17 protein-coding genes are annotated in these 17951 nt (G+C 60.5%); 2 read left to right on the forward strand and 15 right to left on the reverse strand.

Annotated elements, in window-relative coordinates; all coding sequences use genetic code 11:
- Window positions 1–6: 6 nt before the first annotated feature.
- The 12 genes from B5E65_RS03915 to B5E65_RS03970 form a co-directional block, all read right to left on the reverse strand.
- The gene (locus B5E65_RS03915; protein WP_087170470.1) at window positions 7–1509 is read right to left on the reverse strand and encodes a response regulator; all 1503 of its coding nucleotides are present in this window, start codon (window positions 1507–1509) and stop codon (window positions 7–9) included.
- Complete coding sequence (locus tag B5E65_RS03920) at window positions 1487–3307, reverse strand: cache domain-containing sensor histidine kinase (RefSeq protein ID WP_087170471.1); 1821 nt, start codon at window positions 3305–3307, stop codon at window positions 1487–1489. The genes B5E65_RS03915 and B5E65_RS03920 overlap by 23 nt, the downstream gene beginning before the upstream one ends.
- 18 nt (window positions 3308–3325) lie before the next feature.
- Window positions 3326–4759 (reverse strand): sulfatase family protein, encoded by a 1434-nt coding sequence (locus B5E65_RS03925; RefSeq protein WP_087170472.1) that lies wholly within the window; start codon window positions 4757–4759, stop codon window positions 3326–3328.
- A gap of 165 nt (window positions 4760–4924) precedes the next feature.
- Window positions 4925–5674 (reverse strand): ABC transporter ATP-binding protein, encoded by a 750-nt coding sequence (locus B5E65_RS03930; protein ID WP_087170473.1) that lies wholly within the window; start codon window positions 5672–5674, stop codon window positions 4925–4927.
- Window positions 5675–5690: 16 nt separating this feature from the next.
- A complete protein-coding gene (locus B5E65_RS03935; RefSeq protein WP_087170474.1) occupies window positions 5691–6476 on the reverse strand; it encodes an ABC transporter ATP-binding protein in 786 nt (261 codons plus the stop codon).
- Entirely contained in the window at window positions 6452–7255 is an 804-nt protein-coding gene (locus B5E65_RS03940; RefSeq protein ID WP_087170475.1) for an ABC transporter permease, read from the reverse strand. The genes B5E65_RS03935 and B5E65_RS03940 overlap by 25 nt, the downstream gene beginning before the upstream one ends.
- Window positions 7252–8043: an ABC transporter permease gene (locus tag B5E65_RS03945; protein WP_087170476.1), complete on the reverse strand. Its 792-nt coding sequence runs from the start codon at window positions 8041–8043 to the stop codon at window positions 7252–7254. The genes B5E65_RS03940 and B5E65_RS03945 overlap by 4 nt, the downstream gene beginning before the upstream one ends.
- A 104-nt stretch (window positions 8044–8147) precedes the next feature.
- Window positions 8148–9200 carry an ABC transporter substrate-binding protein gene (locus B5E65_RS03950; RefSeq protein WP_087170477.1) on the reverse strand — a complete coding sequence of 351 codons (1053 nt, stop codon included), beginning with the start codon at window positions 9198–9200 and terminating at the stop codon, window positions 8148–8150.
- Between the two features lie 311 nt (window positions 9201–9511).
- The gene (locus tag B5E65_RS03955; RefSeq protein WP_087170478.1) at window positions 9512–11104 is read right to left on the reverse strand and encodes a M23/M56 family metallopeptidase; all 1593 of its coding nucleotides are present in this window, start codon (window positions 11102–11104) and stop codon (window positions 9512–9514) included.
- Complete coding sequence (locus tag B5E65_RS03960) at window positions 11085–11489, reverse strand: BlaI/MecI/CopY family transcriptional regulator (RefSeq protein ID WP_158098510.1); 405 nt, start codon at window positions 11487–11489, stop codon at window positions 11085–11087. Before B5E65_RS03960 ends, B5E65_RS03955 begins: the two co-directional genes overlap by 20 nt.
- A gap of 102 nt (window positions 11490–11591) precedes the next feature.
- On the reverse strand, window positions 11592–12515 hold the full coding sequence (locus tag B5E65_RS03965; RefSeq protein WP_087170480.1) for a sensor histidine kinase: 924 nt from the start codon (window positions 12513–12515) through the stop codon (window positions 11592–11594).
- Window positions 12512–13297 (reverse strand): ABC-2 transporter permease, encoded by a 786-nt coding sequence (locus B5E65_RS03970; protein WP_087170481.1) that lies wholly within the window; start codon window positions 13295–13297, stop codon window positions 12512–12514. Before B5E65_RS03970 ends, B5E65_RS03965 begins: the two co-directional genes overlap by 4 nt.
- 202 nt (window positions 13298–13499) lie before the next feature.
- Between B5E65_RS03970 and B5E65_RS03975 the strand changes: the two genes are divergently transcribed.
- A complete protein-coding gene (locus B5E65_RS03975; protein WP_087170482.1) occupies window positions 13500–13724 on the forward strand; it encodes a helix-turn-helix domain-containing protein in 225 nt (74 codons plus the stop codon).
- A 24-nt stretch (window positions 13725–13748) separates the two neighbouring features.
- Window positions 13749–14501 carry an alpha/beta fold hydrolase gene (locus B5E65_RS03980; RefSeq protein ID WP_087170483.1) on the forward strand — a complete coding sequence of 251 codons (753 nt, stop codon included), beginning with the start codon at window positions 13749–13751 and terminating at the stop codon, window positions 14499–14501.
- Between the two features lie 78 nt (window positions 14502–14579).
- Here B5E65_RS03980 and B5E65_RS03985 read toward each other — a convergent pair whose 3' ends face one another.
- From B5E65_RS03985 to B5E65_RS03995, 3 genes are all read right to left on the reverse strand, one after another.
- Window positions 14580–14915 carry a hypothetical protein gene (locus tag B5E65_RS03985; RefSeq protein WP_242957471.1) on the reverse strand — a complete coding sequence of 112 codons (336 nt, stop codon included), beginning with the start codon at window positions 14913–14915 and terminating at the stop codon, window positions 14580–14582.
- Between the two features lie 215 nt (window positions 14916–15130).
- Window positions 15131–16678, reverse strand: a complete 1548-nt coding sequence (guaA, locus tag B5E65_RS03990; protein ID WP_087170484.1) for a glutamine-hydrolyzing GMP synthase — start codon at window positions 16676–16678, stop codon at window positions 15131–15133.
- Between the two features lie 185 nt (window positions 16679–16863).
- The gene (locus B5E65_RS03995; protein WP_087170485.1) at window positions 16864–17943 is read right to left on the reverse strand and encodes an HD-GYP domain-containing protein; all 1080 of its coding nucleotides are present in this window, start codon (window positions 17941–17943) and stop codon (window positions 16864–16866) included.
- Between the last annotated feature and the right edge of the window lie 8 nt (window positions 17944–17951).

The following is a 17951-nucleotide window of genomic DNA, read 5'->3' on the forward strand; positions in this document are numbered from 1 at the left end:
TTGGGTTCAGTCGTCCTTGCGGCGGTATTCGTAGGGGCTCATTCCGTATTTCTTCTTAAACAGGGTAGAAAAGTAGCTCACGTTGGCATATCCCACCGACTGGGCGATGTTCTGCACCCGCAGCGCGGTGTTTTCCAGCAGCTGCACCGAATGCTGCATCCGCAGGTCGGTCAGGTAATTGACAAAGGTGAGGCCCATCTCCTCCTTGAATGCCCGGGAAAAGTAATCCGGGTTCAGGTAGACCTGGGCGGCCACCTGTTCCAGGCTGAGCGGTTCGGCATAATGCTTGCGCAGATACTCCACCGCCAGCCGGATATTGTTGGAGCGCGGCCGGTGGGGCTCGTCAGTTTCCCGGCACAGTTCCGACACCTGGCCCAGAATCTCCCGCACCTCCCGCAGGGACACACTGCCCGCCAGCCGGGCCCGCAGCGCATCCTGCTCCGGCAGTTCAGCGCCCTGTTCCCGGGCCTGCAGAGCAAACAGGTCAAACGCATCCAGGAACCACTTGCCCAGCAGATCTACTGCCGGGATACGGTCGGTGCTGATCTGCTGCAGAAACTGTTCCAGAAGTTCCCGGCGGCGGGCACCGTCGGCCTGGTACAGCTGCACACGCAGCCCGGCCATCTCGCTTTTCCAGCCCCGGTGCAGTTCAAACAGACGGGACAGCGGCTGGCTGGGTTCATACAGCGCCACTTCCCCTTTATAAAAGCCCTGGCCCAGGGTACAGGCGGCCTGGAACACCAGCGAGGGGATCTGCCGCAGTTCATCGGTGACCGAACTGACCCCCACCATACAGTGGTTCATGGCCTGCACTTCTTTGGCGTAGGCGGTAAGCTTGCGGGCCTTTTCGCCGCTGCTCAGCGCCCGCAGCAGGTTGCCCACCACCACATAGATCCGGTCGGTATAGTCAAAACCGGCCACATGGCGGATCTGCTCCTCCCGGGGAAAGCTCAGGCCCCCGTTCATCAGGTCTTTTTTCCACACCGCCAGCGCAAACAGGCCGTTGTCCCGCCAGTGCACGCCGCACCGGCGCAGTTCTTCCAGGTCCTCACTGGTCAAATCCCGTTCCTGCCGCAGGATGCGCCGGATGATGGAATGGGCCTGGGGCGAGTTGGCAATTCCGCTGGCCGCACCACTCAGGTTCAGTTCCCGGTTCACCCGGTCCAGCAGTTCCTGCAGCATCTCGTTTTTCATTTCGGTTTTGAGGATGTATTCAGACGCGCCGTCCCGCAGCGCCTGCCGGGCCAGATCGAACTCTGCAAACGCTGTAAGCACGACGACCCGCACCCGGCTGCCCGCCTCCCGCAGAGCATGCAGCAGTTCCAGGCCATCCATCACCGGCATCTTGATATCGGTGAGGATCAGGTCGGGCGCTTCCCGACCGGCCAGTTCCAGCGCCTCCCGGCCATTGTGCGCCACCCCCACCAGTTCGCAGGCAGGGTTCTGGGAGATGCAGAACTGCAGCCATTCACAGATCATGGTCTCGTCATCCGCGATCAGTACCTTCATGGTCGTTCCTTTCCTCTGAGAAAACCGCCGGCATCCGCAGGGTAACGGTGGTGCCGATTTCCGGCGTGCTGTCCACCGTCAGGCCGTAGGGTTCGCCCCAGTTCAGCCGGATGCGGCTGTGCACATTGGCCATGCCGATGGAGTTTCCGTCCTTTTCCGGCGGGCGGCTCATACGTTCCCGCACGGCGGCCAGTTCCTCCGGACCCATACCCGCCCCGTCATCGGTAACGGTGAGCAGCAGGTCCCCGTCCTTAAATGCGGTGGAGATCACCAGCATGTCCGCGTCCGGTTTGGCCTCCAGCCCGTGGAAGATAGCATTTTCCACCAGCGGCTGCAGAATCAGCGGCGGCACCAGACAGTTTTTGGTGCCGGGCTGCACGTCAAATTCATAGTTGATCTTATCGCCGCAGCGCAGCTTCTGCACCACCAGGTATTTGCGGGTGCTTTCCAGTTCTTCCTGCAGCGGAATAAGCGGCGCTTTGACCGCCAGCGTACTGCGCAGCAGATCGGTAAAGGCGCTGAGCATCTGAGCCGCCTGGCTGCTCTTGCCCACCTCGATGGTACAGCGGATGGAAAAGAGCATGTTGTACAGGAAATGGGGGTTGATCTGGGCCCGCAGGAAATTCATCTCCAACTGGCGTTTCTGCCCTTCCCGCTCCCGCACCGCGGCCATAAGCCGGTCAATCTCGCCGGCCATATGGTTGAAGCTTTCCTGCAGGTGATCCAGTTCCTGGGTGCCGGTGGCGGCGGAGGGCGGCACAAATTCCGGCGTGCCAAACCGATCCATGGCGGCGCTCAGATCACTCAGGGGCCGGGCCACCCGCCGGGCCATGTGCCAGGACAGCAGCATGGCCAGCACCAGCGCCCCCGCCAGCAGGCAGCCCACCATCCAGTACAGCCGGTCCAACGCACCAAAGATTGCATTGGTAGGGATCATCTCCACAATGGTCCAGTCCACCTCCTCATCCAGAAAGGTGGACAGCAGATAATCCTGTCCCTGGCGGGATACAATATCGTAGCTGTCAACGCCATAGGTCTGTCTCATGTAGTCCACGTCAAAGAACTGCTTGCCCAGCATCTTCTTATTGGAGTGGGAAACCACCAGGCCGTCCTGGTCGTAAATAAAGATCTCGCTGCCCTGCCCCTGCACGGAACTGTACAGGTTTTCCAGCAGCTGTTCATCGATCAGGATGAGCAGCACACCGTTGCCGTCCAGGCCGGTCACAATGCGGCCGGCGGCGAACTGGAACCCTTCCCCGCTGCCAGTAACCGAGGGAAAGGTGCGGGAAAACTCCACCCCGCCCTGCTGAGAATTCTTCAGGTCTTCCAGCAGGTGCCGGTACCAGAGCTGACCGGGTACTGCCTCCTGCCAGTCCGCGGATGGATCTGAACAGTAGGAGAAGCCGTTCTCCCCCAGAAACAGCACCTCATATCCCAGCCCGATATGGGCAAACACCTCGTCGTACACCTGTTTCTGGCGATCCAGGTAGCTGGCTGCTTCCGCCTGGCTTTCCGCGTCCGGCTGGCCCTGCAGATACCGGTGGCTGGAGATCTCATAGGTATACAGGTTGGACAGGGTGACGCTGCTGGTTTTGACGATGTTGGCCCGCTCGGCAATCTGGCGCAGCACATCCAGGCGGCTGCCGCCGATCTGGTCCACCAGCAGGCCCCGCACCATGGTGGTGAGCATCAGCACCACCAGAATAAAAAAGGCGGCGAACAGCACGAAATAGGCCGTAAACAGCTGACAGCGCAGACGGGAAGCCTCTTCCCGCAATTTCCGGCACATTTTTCGCATCTGCTCGCCTCCCGTGTGTCATTTCACCCGATAGGGCGCGTAGTTGGGGTTCTCCTTGATGTAGTCGTCACAGCTGTGGGCGGGAGAACCATCCCCCCACAGGCCTGCCAGGCCGATCTGGCCGGAACCGAACACCGCCTCCCGGGCGCCGTCGATCTGTGGATTCACATACCGGGCAAACCAGGCCTCCAGGCGCCGCCGCATGGACTGTTCCAGCCCTTCGGCACCGCCCTGTACCAGCAGGTTGCGGGTCTCGCCCGGGTCTTCCTGCAGGTCGTAGAGCTCATTGGGGCCGTAGGGATACCGGGCCACATACTTGAACCGGCGGTCCCGGATCATGCGGTTGGGGCCGTATTCGTCCATGACCACCACCTCGTCGTGCTGGCGGAACGCCTCGCCCCGCAACGCCGGCGCAAAGGAGGTGCCCGGTCGTTCCAGCGTGTCGGTGCAGGGCACGTCCAGATAGTCCAGCAGGGTGGGCATAAAGTCGTAGGCGGAGACCAGCGCGTCGCAGACGCGGCCCGCCGGGATGCGGCCGGGATGCCGGGCAATGAAGGGCACCTTGACCGATTCCTCGTACATGTTCAGCGGGAAGGTGGCGTTGCCCTTGCCCCAGAAGCCGTGGTGCCCACAGCTGAACCCGTTGTCGGCGGTAAAGACCACCAGGGTATCCTCCGCCAGGCCCATCTCGTCCAGTTTGGCCAGGATGCGGCCAATCCCCGCGTCCATGGCGGTGACCGCGGCAAAATATCCGATCAGGTTGGCCCGCTCGTCCTTGGCCACCTCGTCGGTCAGATAGATGCTGTCCGGGTGACGGGGCAGATGGGGCACCGACTCGAAGGGGCAGTCCTTGTACAGGTCGGTGTACTCCTTGGGATGGTTGTTCAGCCAGGGGGCGTGGGGGGCGGTGTAGGCCACATGCAGGTAGAAGGGTCCCTCCTGCCCCTGGCGGGAGTCCAGGTATTCCAGGGCGTCGTCGGTGATGGCGTCGGTGACGTAGCGCTCCTCCCGGTAGAGCTTGCCGTCCTTGTAGAGCGGCGCGCCGTAGTAGGGGCCGCCGCCGGACTTGTGGCAGAACCAGTGGGTGAAGCCCTGCTGCACCTTGGCGGAAGCGCCCATGTGCCACTTGCCGGACAGCGCGCAGTCGTAGCCGTTTTCCACCAGGGCCCGGGTGTAGGAGTACTGGCCGGCCAGGTACTCGATGGCGGACTGGCGCTCGTCGTCGTCCCGCAGCCAGTCGTGGACGCCGTGCTGGGAGGGGATGCAGCCGGTAAGCAGCGAAGCCCGGGCCGGGCTGCAGACCGGTGAAGCGCAGAAGAAATTGTCGAACCGGGTGCCCTCGGCGGCCAGCCGGTCGATGTGGGGGGTGATGATCTCTTTGTTTCCCGCGCAGCCCAGTGACCAGTATCCCTGGTCGTCGGAGATGATAAACACCACGTTGGGTCGATGCATGATCGGATTCCTCCTGACTCAAAAACGCCCGTTTTCTCCGGCGCGCGGCGGCACACTATCTTAGCATAGCATCCCCGCCCCGGAATGTAAAGGCTGCCCACAAAGGGCGGCCTGCCGTTCCGGCGCGCCCGAAAAAACGGGCCTGAATGGTTGTATGGCGGCGGATTACCACCACTTGATCAGATCGGTAACCTGATTGCGCAGCTTGACAAAGTCCGGGCTGGCGATGTCCCGGGGGCGGGGCAGATCGTCGTCGATGGTGCACTTGATGCTGGTGGGCTTGTTGGTTAGCACCAGGATCCGCTGGCCCATGTAGACCGCTTCCTCGATGTTGTGGGTGATGAACAGCACGGTGGTGCCGGTGCGCTGCCACAGGCTGATGAGCTCGTCCTCCAGGTGGTAGCGCAGCTGGATATCCAGCTGGCCGTAGGGCTCGTCCATGAGCAGCAGGTCCGGCTGGGTGGCAAAGGCGCGGGCGATGACCACCCGCTGCAACATGCTGGCGGACAGCTGATCCGGATAGTATTTGCGGTATTTGGTCAGGCCCACGATGTCCAGATACTCGTCCACCAGGGCCTTGGCCTTGCTCTTTTCCACACCCTTGATATCCAGGCCGAAGCCCACGTTTTCTTCCACCGTCAGCCAGGGCATGGTGGAATACTCCTGGAAAATATAGGCGATGTTGTGCTTTTTCAGGTCCACCGGCTCGCCGTCCAGCAGGATCTCCCCCTTGGTGGGCTCGTACAGCCGGGTCAGGCTGTTCAGAAAGGTGGTCTTGCCGCAGCCGGTGGGGCCCACGATGCACAAAAACTCGCCGGGCTGCACGTCGAAGGAGATGTCGTTGAGCACCAGCAGATCGCCGAACTGCTTGGTGAGGTTGCGCACCCGTACCTTGGGCTGGTTGTTCTCTTGCATGGTATGCTCTCCTCTCTCACAGCGTCAGATCCATGTTGTCGGTGATCTCCTGACGCAGGCGCAAAAACTCCGGGTCCACATAGTCGCGGGGATGGGGCATGTCGATCGCATACTCTTTCTTGATGTGGGTGGGGCAGTTGGTCAGCAGGATGATCCGGTCGGCCAGGAACAGGGCCTCCTCGATGTTGTTGGTAACGAAGACCACCGTGCGCTTTTCCTTCTGCCAGATGCGCTGGAGCTCCTCTTCCATCATGTAGCGGGTCTGGGCGTCCAGGTGGCCGAAGGGCTCGTCCATGAGCATGATGTCCGGCTGGTTGGCGTAGGCCCGGGCGATGCCCACCCGCTGGCGCATGCCGCCGGACAGCTGGCCGGGGAAGCTCTTTTCAAAGCCGGTGAGCCCCACCAGCTCCAGATACTTTTTGATGCGCGCGGCCCGCTCGGCCTTGGGCATGTGGCGCACCTTGGGGCCGAAGCCCACGTTATCCTCCACCGTCATCCAGGGGAAGAGGGAGGTCTTCTGGTAGACCACGCCCCGCTCGGGGGCAGGCCCGGTGACCTTCTTGCCCCGGGCAAAGACCTCGCCCTCGGTGGGCATATCCAGCCCCGCCAGGATGTTCAGAAGGGTGGTCTTGCCGCACTGGCCTGCGCCGAACAGCACCAGGAACTCGTTCTCGCGCACCTCGAAGTCCACGCCCCGGAGCACCTCGTTGTCCGGCCCGCCGTTGTAGCCCTTGAAGGTGCGGCCCACGTTGCGGCACTCCAGCACCACGTTGCCGGTCACACTCCCTTTTGCTCGTTCCATGCGCACAGTCTCCTCTCCAAAGCACTTGTCAGATTGGCCAGAATAAAGCCCACGATGCCGATGGCCACCATGCCCACCATGATCTGCTGGGTGTTGCCGGTGCTCATGCCCCGCACGATCATCCAGCCCACGCCCTCGTTGGACTGGACCATCTCGGCGCCCACCACGGCGCTCCAGCCGGCGGTGACGGCGATCTGCAGGCCGGCGAAGATGTAGGGCACCGAGCTGGGCAGCACGATCTCAAAGAAGACCTGGCGCTCGCTGGCGCCCAGCATCCGGGCCGCGCCCATCAGCTCCGGGTCCACATTCTTGGCGCCGTCGTAGGTGTTGACGGTGATGAAGCAGAAGCAGCCCAGAAAGATGATAAAGAACTTGCCGGTGTCGCCCAGGCCGAACCACAGGATGGACAGGGGGATCCAGGCCAGGGGCGGGATGGGGCGGATGAACTCGAACAGAGGCTTGAGGATGGCTTCCAGCAGCCGGGAATAGCCCATGCCCACGCCCAGCGCGATGCCGGTGACGGTGGAGATGGCGAAGGCCACCGCCACCCGGTAGAGGCTGTAGCCCAGGTGCACCAGCATGGTGTGCTTGCCGATGGGCTCCACAAAGCTGCGGCAGAAGGCCATCAGGACCTGGCTGGCCGGCGGCAGGAACATGGACGCGCTGGTGAAGCGGGCGGCCAGCTCCCAGACCACCAGAAGGGACAGCAGGGAGATGATGGTGTAGATGACGGTCAGCTGCTTGATGCTGAACCGGCTTTTGCTCGTGGTATCGATCATCCTTTTTTCGCCCCCTTAACAAACTTGTTTTGCAGCTTCTCCAGCACGGTGTTGAGCAGCAGGCCGATGAAGCCGATGGTGAGCATGCCCACGATGATCACGTCCGGGCGGCCCAGCATACGGGCCATCTGGATCATGAAGCCCAGGCCGCGGGTGGCGGCCAGCAGCTCGGCGGCCACCAGGGCCACCCAGGCGGAGCCCAAAGCCAGCCGCAGGCCGGTGAAGATCATGGGCAGCGCGGTGGGGATGGCCACCTTGAACAGCAGCTGCCGGTTGGCGGCGCCGAAGGTCTTGCCCACCCACAGATGCACCTGGCTGGTGCGCCGGATGCCGGTGTAGGAGTTGACGGTGGCGCTGATGAAGGCGGCAAAGAAGATGATGCCGATCTTGGAGCGGTAGCCGATGCCCAGCCACAGGATCATCAGGGGGATCCAGGCCAGGGCGGGCAGCGGGCGGATGATGTTGAACAGGGGCTTGGCAAACAGCTCGAAACGGCGGCTCCAGGCCATGCCCACGCCCAGGGGCACGCCGATCAGCACCCCCACCACATAGCCGCCCAGGGCGATCTTCAGGCTGGCCCAGATGTTCTCGAACAGGGTGGCACCGTCCGGGTTGGTGCCGCCGGACAGCTTATAGATAAAGGTCTCCAGGATCTTGGCCGGGCTGGGCAGCATCAGGGGGCTGATGGCGTGGAACACGTCGGTGACCAGCTCCCAGACCAGCAGCACGAACAGGAAGGAGCACACCGAGATCAGCTTATACTTGTGTTTTTGCAGAAACTGCTTCATTCGCTCTTCACACCTTTCTCAATCGGAGGGCTTTCAAAGGACGGGGCCGGCCCGCGGCTCGCATGAGCCGCGGGCCGGCCCTCTATCGTATCTCTTGGCGGGGATCAGCCCTGGTAGGCCTTCACGAAGGTGTTGTCCACGTTGGTGGTGAACTTGTCCAGCGCGCTGTCGTCCAGCTGGCCCTGGCTCACATAGAACTCGCCCAGCTCCTTGGCGAAGTTGCCCAGGGTGCGGCCGGCCCAGTCCTCCTTCAGCAGCCACTTGACGCGGCCCAGGTCGGAGGCGCAGTTCTCGCGGCTGGTCTCCATGCCGGCGTCCTTCAGGAACTCCACCAGCAGGTCGGTGGCCATGTCGGGATCGGCGGCCAGGGCGGCGTTGGCCTCCAGCACGCAGTCCACATACTTCTGCACCAGCTCGGGCTTGCCCTCCACGGCCTTGCGGTTGGCCACGATCTGGTCCACATAGCGGGTGCCCAGGTCGGCCAGGTTGGCCACCTGCACCATGCCGTCGTTGACCGCGTCAAAGAAGGTGGGCACATTCAGGGAAGCGGCGTCGCCCTGATTGGCCTGCAGCGCCTGGTAGGCCTGCACGGTGTCCAGGTTGACCACGTTCACGTCGGTGGCTTCCAGACCCAGCTTCTCCAGCCATTTCAGAACGGTGAAGTGCTGCGCGGTGCCCACGGGGCAGAGGATGGTGATGCCGGTGACTGTCTCGGGGCTGCCCAGCACGGTGGGATAGGAGGGATTGTAGCCGGTGTCCTGGGCGATGGGGCTGTCCGGGGTGACGAAGACGCCCTGGCCGTCGGTGGACTCCAGCACCTCGCCGATGATCATCTCATCGTAGTTGGCCATGCCGGTGACGGCCGCGGCGCCCATATGGCCCACGTCCCACAGGTCGGCGGCCAGCGCCTCGTTCATGGGCGCGCCGGTATCGAACATGGTAACTTCCATCTTGAAGCCGGCGGCCACGTCCAGGCCGTTCTTCTGGATGTAGTAGGTGGGCAGGCTGGTGATGGTGGGCATTGCCGCCACCCGCAGCACGGGCAGGTCACCGTCCTCACCGGTGCTGCCGCCGTTGTTGCCTCCGTTGCCGGAACCGCAGGCAACCAGAGAGAAAGCCATCAGACCGGCCAGTGCAAGCGCGATCAATTTTTTCATGGGATACTCCTCCTTGTTTCCTCATGGATGTGCGCGGTGTAATGTCCGCGTCTTTCTGACATTATGATACCAAATCCCCCCGCCGGGCGGCTTTTTGGTTTTTTTACCTTTTCCTCACCATTTTACCTGTGTTTTCACTTTTTTTACATTCATTGTTATATTTTTACTTTTCCAGATTTCATATCATCCAGATTCACAGCACCAAACGGAAAAATATTGGGCAATCCGCACACAAAAAAGGCCCTGCGCCCAACGCAGGGCACAGGACGTTTTTGGGGTTCATGGTATGGGGAGCAGACGCACAGGGATGGTTATGGCTCTGTACCGGATGCGGCGGACGGGTCTTCCGAGTTTTGTTCCTCCTCTATCTCCGGGATTTCGTCTGCGCTGAACAAAGTAAGGGGATCAAATCGGCTTCCATCCTGCCATGTTTCCAGATGCAGATGGGTGCCGGTGGAACGGCCGCTGGATCCCATATAGCCAACCAGCTGGCCTTTTTCCACCGTATCACCGGTTTTCACCGCCACACCGGACAGGTGGGCATACACGCTCTTCAAACCGTCTCCGTGATCCAGGGTCACACGGATACCATAGGACCAGTGATTTGCTATATCATCCGTTTCTTCATAGTTTGTACCGGCGGCAAGCACCGTACCGTCCTGAATGGCATATATGGGGGTGTCATATTCATCAATAATGTCCACGCCGGCATGGTTGCCGCCGTATAGCCGTCGTATGGATTCGGCGTCGGGCACCGGCCAGGTAAAGCCCGTGTTGGCGGCAGCCGGTTCGCCCGATCCTGCGGCCGGGCCGGATGCGTCGGTATCCGAATCAAAGGTGGACGGGTTGCTCTGCGGTTCGGGGACGCTCAGATCCCCTGGCACCGAAGCGGATTCCGGGGCGGAGGCGCCGTGTTCGGTGGAAAAGGCCGCCGGATCGGATCCGGCCAGGGACGAACTTTCCGGCTGTGTGGTACAGGCGGTAAATAAACTGCAGGCCAGCACCGCGGCGCAGAGCAGCGCGGGCAGCGCCAGCAGGGATTTTTTCGGGGTACGCATATCCAACATCTCCTTGAAACGGGTCTGCGCCGCCCGCCCCGGCCCGCACAGCGGCGCCGAGAGCGCCGCCTGCCGCCGCGCGTTCTTCAGGGCGGCGAGCACCGTCTCCCCATAGCGCAGCCGGTAAGGCAGGGGTTTGTTTTGCAGCACCGCCGCATCGCAGGCCCTCTCCATATCCTGCCGGGCGGCCAGGGCCATCCGGTGGACAACAGGATTGAACCAGTGGAGAGTCTGGGCGGCCAGCAAAAGCAGCTGGAACCACAGATCCCCCGCGCGGATATGGTGCCGCTCATGAGCCAGAACGAACGGCAGATCGTCAGGAGCGAGAGAAACCGGCAGGTACACCGCCGGGCGCAGCAGACCGATCGTAACCGGTACCCGTGCGCCCGGGGAACGGTAGATCCGGCCCCAGAGCGGCAGCCGAACCCGGCACCGGCACAGCTGCCGACAGAATACCAGATGGCGCGTCAGCTGCACCGCGACAAAGCACAATGCCCCCAGCGCCCACAGGATCATCAGCAGTTCCGACAGAGACGGGCCCGTCGCCGGGGGCGGGCTTGCCGCGGCCGCTGTGTCCAGCCGCAGCGGGATACCCGGCACACGTTCCGGCTGCACCAGCACCGGCGCTCTCCAGGCGGGCGGTTCGGGGCGGGAAGCCGCCAGCCGCGGCAGCGTCAGCCGCACCGGCACCGCGCAGCGAGCCGCCAGCACCAGCCAGGCCAGGCGCAGCGCCCGGGCTGCCTGCCGGTTTTGCAGCAGCCAGCGGCGGGCCGCCAGCAGCAGGACCGCCAACACCGTCACCCAGGGGGTAAACAGCAGCACCGCCTCAAAGGTTTTCGTCAGCATGATCCTCCCTCGCTTTGCGCAGAATGGCTTCCAGCGCGGCGATATCCTCCCCGGTCAGGCTGCCGTCCTCCACCAGGGAGGCCACCAGCTTCTGCGGCGAACCGCCGAAAAAGCGGTGCAGCAGACCGCCGGTTTCCCGGCGGCGGTACTCCGCCTCCGCCACCAGCGGCTGATACAGGGTGAACCGCCCCTGCCGGGTAACCTGCACATAACCCTTTTCCTCCAGCCGGCCCAGCAGCACCTTGAGGGTGGACAGGGTCCAGCTGTGTACAGGCTGCAGATCCTCCAGCAGGCGGGCTGTGCGCACCGGCTGGGTGTACTTCCAAAGGCAGAGCATGATGTCCAGCTCCGCCGCGGTCAATCGCTCCTGCGTGTTGTTGTTCAAAGAGAGCCTCTCCTTTCGGACACTTGTCGACGCTTTCATTATAAAATTTTCCGCTACACTTGTCAATGAATTTCAACGACAAATGTAGCGGAATATAAAATTTCACAAATTGGTTTTCGGGGCATCTTCCGGCAGCCGGGCCGCTGAAAAGTCCACCGTCACGGTCAGGCAGCCGTTATGATAGGCAGCGCCGATCCGGCCGCCCATCTGCCCGGTAAGCCGCCGGGCGATGGAAAGCCCCAGCCCGGTGGAGTTCTGCGCGGTTTCCACCGTATAGTAGCGGTCAAACAGCTTCTGCACATCCACCGCCGCCATACCGGCCGTGCGGTTGGAAAAGGTCATGACCCCCTCCCTGTTCAGGGTGACGGTCAGGTCTCCGGTGCTGTATTTGAGGGCGTTGGCCAGGATGTTGTTCAGCACCCGGCCCAGCGCCCCGGCGTCCAGCAAAAACCGGCTGCCGGGCTCGGCCAGATCCAGCACGGGCGCAATGCCCTTTTGGGCGAACGCCCCGTACAGGGACAGCAGTGTTTCCTCCAGGGCGCGCCGCAGATCGACCGGCTGCAGCTGGAGCGACGGGGCGGACACGGTCAGCGAGTAGCGGAACAGTTCCTCGGTCAGCGTCTGCATGGCCTGGGTGCGCTCCCCGATCCGCGCCAGATAGCGGGCCGCGTCCGGCGGAAGCTGCTGCCGGCCCATCAGTTCCAGATAGCCGCTGATCGCCGTAAGCGGGGTGCGCAGATCATGGGACAGGTTGGCAATCGCCTCCTTGACCTCCCGGTCCCCCTGCTGATACCGCTGCCGCTGGCTTCGCAGCAGCCGCAGCTGCTCATTCACCGCCGACGCCAGCTGCCGCATGGCGGCATCCCGGCTGGAAATGGAGAGCAGCGTATTGGTATCGGCGGCCAGCCTGTCGCGGAATTCCGCCCCGATCTGGCGGGCCGAAACCCGCAGCAGCCGGATTTTCCAGCACAGACCGCCGATCACACACAGCAGCGCAACGATAACGCCCCACAGGATCCCGTTCATAGCAACCTCTTATCGGATTTCTTTTTTTTAAACAGCTTGATGCCCGTCCACAGGGCCACACCGGTAAACAGCAGCGAGAACGCCAGCTGCCGCACCGGCGCCTGAACTTCCACGCCGTATACCAGCTGGGCCTGCCCTGTAGGCAGGAATTCCAGCAGGCACTGGCAGACCGTCCGGGCCAGCCCTGCCAGGTACAGCGGATTGGGCTGAGGGGCAACCTCCTGAAAGGCGCCGTTCTGATACATCACGCCGCCGCTCATTTCCGGCTCGTGAAGGCGGTCGTAAAACGCCCCCGCCAGCAGGACAAGCCCCAGCCACAGGGCCAGCGACAGGATGACGGTAAGCGCCTTGTTGTCGCACAGCAGGCTGATCAGCACAAACAGCGCCGCAAACGAGGCAGTAAAGCCGGCCGCGATCAGCAGATACACCAGCACCTCGCCCGGGCTCATGGAGAATGGTCCGATGCACAGCAGCCCGGTCAGGCCGCCTAAAAACCAGGCCGCCACAAAGGCCAGACATGCCCCCAGGCAGACCAGGTAATCCGCCAGGTAGACCGACGCGCGGGAGTGCCCGACGATCAGCTTGTTGCGGACCGCGCCGTCCGCCAGTTCCGCGCTCAAAAACAGGCTGATGAAGGCGGCGAACACCACCCCCATGACAGAGGCCATGGCAAAAAAGTAGAATTCCAGCGGACGCTCGATCCCCATGCGGGCCATTTCCCGGGCCGCGCGGGAGGAGTTCCAGACAGAAAGGGCCGACACCGCCAGCAAACCGGCCAGCATTCCCCAGAAGATCCGGTAATGGCGCAGGCGTTCCCCGTTGGCACAAAGCAGCTTATGGCTAAGTAGATGTAATCAAAAAAAGAAAGGAAAAGCACAATCCAGACGGAACCGGCGATTGTGTCAAGAAATGTTTGTGGGATAGCAAGAATTTTGATATGATGGGAACAGAGTCCCCGGAACCGGGAGAAAGGCAGGAGGATAAATGCACATAAGCTATAAACCCCTCTGGCACACGCTGGTTGAGCGCAACATGAGGAAAGAGGACTTGCGGATTGCCGCCGGTCTTACCACGAATATGATTGCCAACATGGGTAAGGGAAAAAATATCAGCATGGAAACGCTGGTTCGTATCTGCGAAGCCCTGAATTGTGGCATTTTGGATGTGATTGAGCTGGAACAGGATGAAGATGTTGAAGGCAAAGAATAATCTGAATTAAGGAGAACACCATATATGGAAATATTAGAATTTGGAGATAGAAACAAAAGAAAGATTATCTTTATACATGGTTTTCAATGTCCTTATCAAATATGGGAAAAATATATCGAACATTATCAAAAAGACTATCACATTATTATTCCAATAATGCCTGGACACAATCCTAAAAAGCAGGAAAAATTTTTCTCTTTTTTACAGACTTCAAGAGAACTTGAGGATTATTATATTTCCCGTTATGGTAAAAGCGTGTATGCCATTTATGGAATGTCAATGGGTGGTGTTTTGACCGCTACGTTATGGCAAAATGGACAATTAGAAATTGAAAAAGTGATTTTTGATGGTTCTCCGCTTGTATCTGTCAATGGCATTATGAAAAGAATGATGCTACAGTTCTATTTGAATATAACTCACAAGTCACAACAAAGAGACAAAAAAACATTGGCGCAAGCGACAAAAAGTATTTGCCCACAAGAATATCTCCGGGATTTCTTACAGGTACTTGATAATATGTCAGATACAACTATTATAAATTATATCAGCGAGATAGCGAACTTTCGACTAAAGGATGATGTAGATACTCCCAACACAAAAATCTATTTTTATTATGGGACTGCTGTAAATGAACTGCTTGCAAAAAAATCGGCTCAAGTTATTGCGAAGAATTATAGCGGTAGCGTCATAAAATGCTTTAAAGGGAAAGGCCATTGCGAAAATGCTTTATTACATCCAGATGTGATGATTCAGGAATTGGATCAGGTGCTGATATAGTTAACTCAGTAAGCCATATAGAAAATAGAAAGCCAAAGCTGCCGTTGCAGGAACACCCATTCCCACAACGGCAGTTTTTCATTTCCACGGCCTGCGCCGGAAGTTCATACCGGACTGTTTTATCAGCGGGGATTTCTTGAACAGCTTCTTCAAAAGGCTTCGTTCCTCTTGTGAGAGCCGCTTATATTTGAGCCGGAACGCCTTGCAGAATATCTCCGTGAATTGCTGAACCCTGTCCCCCGGCGATTGCATGGCCTTTTGTACTTCCCGTATCAGTTCATCGGCGGGCGTAGTATCCGGCGCACTTTCACTGTCATTTTCGTGCGCCTTGCGTATGTCGTGGAGAATGACGTCCCATGTTTTGTGCGTCACATGGCAGAAGAAATCTTCTTCCTCTACCTGACAGGCTTCCAATACTTTTGCAGCACCTCCTGCAGCATATCCCCGATGGCGGGATCGTCTTCAATGATCGCAATGGTTTTCATGGCGCACCTCTGTCTGTATGGCGGAAAGCCGCCGTTTTTTCTATAGACAGGACGAATCCGGCAGCCGGATTCGTCCGGACCGGTGCCCGCCTGAAAAAACGTCCCCGGAAACCAGGGTTTTCCGGTTTCCGGGGACGGCATTCCTTATTCAAATTCGATGGTTGCCGGGGGCTTGCCGGTGCAGTCGTAGAGGACGCGGTTCACGTGGGGGACCTCGTTTACGATGCGGCTGGTGACCTTGCCCAGCAGTTCCCAGGGAAGCTGGACGCTCTCGGCGGTCATGAAGTCGCTGGTAGAGACCGCACGCAGGGCCACGGCGTAGTCGTAGGTGCGCTCGTCACCCATAACGCCCACGCTGCGCATATTGGTCAGGGCGGCAAAATACTGGCTGGCGGCATTGGCCAGGCCAAAGTTGGCCATCTCCTCCCGGAAGATGGCGTCGGCCTCCTGCACCATGCGGACCTTTTCCGGGGTGACGGCACCGATGATCCGCACCGCCAGGCCCGGGCCCGGGAAGGGCTGACGGGCTACCAGAGCCTCGGGCAGGCCCAGCTCACGGCCCGCGGCGCGAACCTCGTCCTTGAACAGGTCGCGCAGCGGCTCGATGATCTCCTTGAAGTCCACGTAGTCGGGCAGGCCGCCCACGTTGTGGTGGCTCTTGATCACGGCGCTTTCGCCGCCCAGGCCGCTTTCCACCACGTCCGGGTAGATGGTGCCCTGCACCAGGTAGTCCACCCGGCCGATCTTCTTGGCTTCTTCCTCAAAGACGCGGATGAACTCCTCGCCGATAATCTTGCGCTTGGTCTCGGGGTCGTCCTGGCCGGCCAGCTTATCGTAGAAGCGCTGCTGGGCATTGACCCGGATAAAGTTCAGGTCGTAGGGACCTTCGGGGCCGAAAACGGCCTCCACCTGGTCGCCCTCGTCCTTGCGCAGCAGGCCGTGATCCACAAACACGCAGGTGAGCTGACGGCCCACCGCCTTGGCCAGCATGACCGCCGCCACGCTGGAATCCACGCCGCCGGACAGCGCGCACAGCACCTTGCCGTTGCCTACCTTGGCGCGGATGTTCTGGATGGACTGCTCCACAAAGCTGTCCATCTTCCAGTCACCGGCACAGCCGCAGACCTTGTACACAAAGTTGGACAGCATCAGGCTGCCCTGCTGGGTATGCAGCACTTCTGGATGGAACTGCACGGCATACAGGCCCTTGTCCGGGGCTTCCACCGCCGCCACCGGGCAGTGGTCGGTATGGGCAATCACCTTGAAGCCGGGCGCCGCCTGGGAGATGTAGTCGTTATGGCTCATCCAGCAGATGGTGGTGGGATTGACCTCCTGGAACAGCAGGGATTCGGTATCCACATACACTTCGGTCTTGCCGTATTCCCGCTCGGGGGCGCGCTCTACGCGACCGCCCAGCAGATGCATCATCAGCTGGCTGCCGTAGCAGATGCCCAGCACCGGCACACCCATGGCAAACAGATCGGCGGTGCAGGTGGCGGAAGCAGGATCGTAGACGCTGTTGGGGCCGCCGGTCAGGATGATGCCCCGGGGGTTCTTGGCCCGGATGGTCTCCAGCGGGGTACGATAGGAGTAGATCTCGCAGTATACGCCGCACTCCCGGACACGGCGGGCGATCAGCTGGTTATACTGGCCGCCGAAGTCCAGCACGATAATGGTTTCTCTCTGCTGCAAAGGTGGTGCCTCCTTTTATTGTATGACTCTGTTTTGTGCAGACTTACAAATTCGTATGCCATAGTATAGCACATTTAACCAGTCCTGAAAAGCGGAAAACCGCGGAATCCTGCACTTTTTTGTAAAAGTCCGGCAAAAAAAGAGCCAGCGGCCCATCCGGCGCAGAGCCGGCGGGCCGCTGGTGTTCAGTTGGTTTCCGGGCCGCGGGCATGATGCTCCAGTCCCTGGGCAAGCGCGTCCACCAGCGCGGGCTGGAACTGGCCGCACTGACCGGTACGGATCATCTCCATGGCTTTCTCATGGGTAAAGGCCGGTTTATAGACCCGCTTATTGGTGAGTGCGTCGTACACATCGGCCAGCGCCACCACCTGCGACCAGATGGACAGCTCCTCCCCTTTCAGGCCGTCCGGATAGCCGCGGCCATCCACCCGTTCATGGTGGTGGCGGCAGATATCATAGGCGTACCGGAACAGCGGATTGGAATGGTACTGCGGAATCTGCTCCAGCAGTTCACAGCCGCGCACGGTATGGATCTTCATCAGTTCAAATTCCTCGGCGGTAAGGCGGCCGGGCTTGTTCAGCACCTGATCCGGCACCGCGATCTTGCCCACGTCATGCAGGATGGAAGCGGTGGCGATCTGGCTGATCTGCTCATCGGTGAAATTGCAGCCCGGATAGCCGCAGGCGCGCAGCTCTTCCAGCATCCAGGTGGTCAGAGCACTGATCCGGCGCACATGTTCGCCGGACTCTCCGCTGCGGAACTCAATGGCGGTGGCCAGACTTTCGATGATGGACTGGCCCAGCTGCTGAATCTCTTCGGCCTGCTGTTCTACCCGGCGGCCCAGCTGTTCCCGGGCCCGGTAAAGTTCCACCACGCTCTCAACCCGGCGGCGCACAAAATAGGGCAGCACCGGTTTGCCGATGATATCCACGGCGCCCAGGTCGTAGCCGCGGCGCATATTACTCTCCGAAGAGTCCGCCGTGATCAGGAAAACCGGAATACGGGCCAGCAGGTCCCGGGCCCGCATCTCTTCCAGAAAGGCAAAACCGTCCATTACCGGCATCACCACATCCAGCAGGATGGCGCAGATCCGGTCCGGCTCAGCCAGCACCAGATCCAGCGCCTGGCGGCCGTTTTCCGCTTCCAGAAGACGATAGCCCTCCCGGAACGCCTCGCTGAGAATGACGCGATTCAGCTCCACGTCATCCACCACAAGGATGGTATCCCGGCGGGCGGCAGTTTCAACACATTGTTCGCTCTGCATACCGCGCC

The sequence above is a fragment of the Gemmiger sp. An120 genome (assembly GCF_002160955.1).
GTDB lineage: Bacteria > Bacillota > Clostridia > Oscillospirales > Ruminococcaceae > Gemmiger_A > Gemmiger_A avium.

What these genes read in the sequence shown, in the direction of transcription:
- B5E65_RS03945 (WP_087170476.1), bottom strand. Translation starts at nt 8,043, where the DNA reads ATGAAGCAGTTTCTGCAAAAACACAAGTATAAGCTGATCTCGGTGTGC.
- B5E65_RS03980 (WP_087170483.1), top strand. Translation starts at nt 13,749, where the DNA reads ATGGAAATATTAGAATTTGGAGATAGAAACAAAAGAAAGATTATCTTT.
- B5E65_RS03920 (WP_087170471.1), bottom strand. Translation starts at nt 3,307, where the DNA reads ATGCGAAAAATGTGCCGGAAATTGCGGGAAGAGGCTTCCCGTCTGCGC.
- B5E65_RS03995 (WP_087170485.1), bottom strand. Translation starts at nt 17,943, where the DNA reads ATGCAGAGCGAACAATGTGTTGAAACTGCCGCCCGCCGGGATACCATC.
- B5E65_RS03970 (WP_087170481.1), bottom strand. Translation starts at nt 13,297, where the DNA reads ATGCTGGCCGGTTTGCTGGCGGTGTCGGCCCTTTCTGTCTGGAACTCC.
- B5E65_RS03940 (WP_087170475.1), bottom strand. Translation starts at nt 7,255, where the DNA reads ATGATCGATACCACGAGCAAAAGCCGGTTCAGCATCAAGCAGCTGACC.
- B5E65_RS03975 (WP_087170482.1), top strand. Translation starts at nt 13,500, where the DNA reads ATGCACATAAGCTATAAACCCCTCTGGCACACGCTGGTTGAGCGCAAC.
- B5E65_RS03950 (WP_087170477.1), bottom strand. Translation starts at nt 9,200, where the DNA reads ATGAAAAAATTGATCGCGCTTGCACTGGCCGGTCTGATGGCTTTCTCT.
- B5E65_RS03925 (WP_087170472.1), bottom strand. Translation starts at nt 4,759, where the DNA reads ATGCATCGACCCAACGTGGTGTTTATCATCTCCGACGACCAGGGATAC.
- B5E65_RS03955 (WP_087170478.1), bottom strand. Translation starts at nt 11,104, where the DNA reads ATGCTGACGAAAACCTTTGAGGCGGTGCTGCTGTTTACCCCCTGGGTG.
- B5E65_RS03915 (WP_087170470.1), bottom strand. Translation starts at nt 1,509, where the DNA reads ATGAAGGTACTGATCGCGGATGACGAGACCATGATCTGTGAATGGCTG.
- B5E65_RS03965 (WP_087170480.1), bottom strand. Translation starts at nt 12,515, where the DNA reads ATGAACGGGATCCTGTGGGGCGTTATCGTTGCGCTGCTGTGTGTGATC.
- B5E65_RS03935 (WP_087170474.1), bottom strand. Translation starts at nt 6,476, where the DNA reads ATGGAACGAGCAAAAGGGAGTGTGACCGGCAACGTGGTGCTGGAGTGC.
- B5E65_RS03930 (WP_087170473.1), bottom strand. Translation starts at nt 5,674, where the DNA reads ATGCAAGAGAACAACCAGCCCAAGGTACGGGTGCGCAACCTCACCAAG.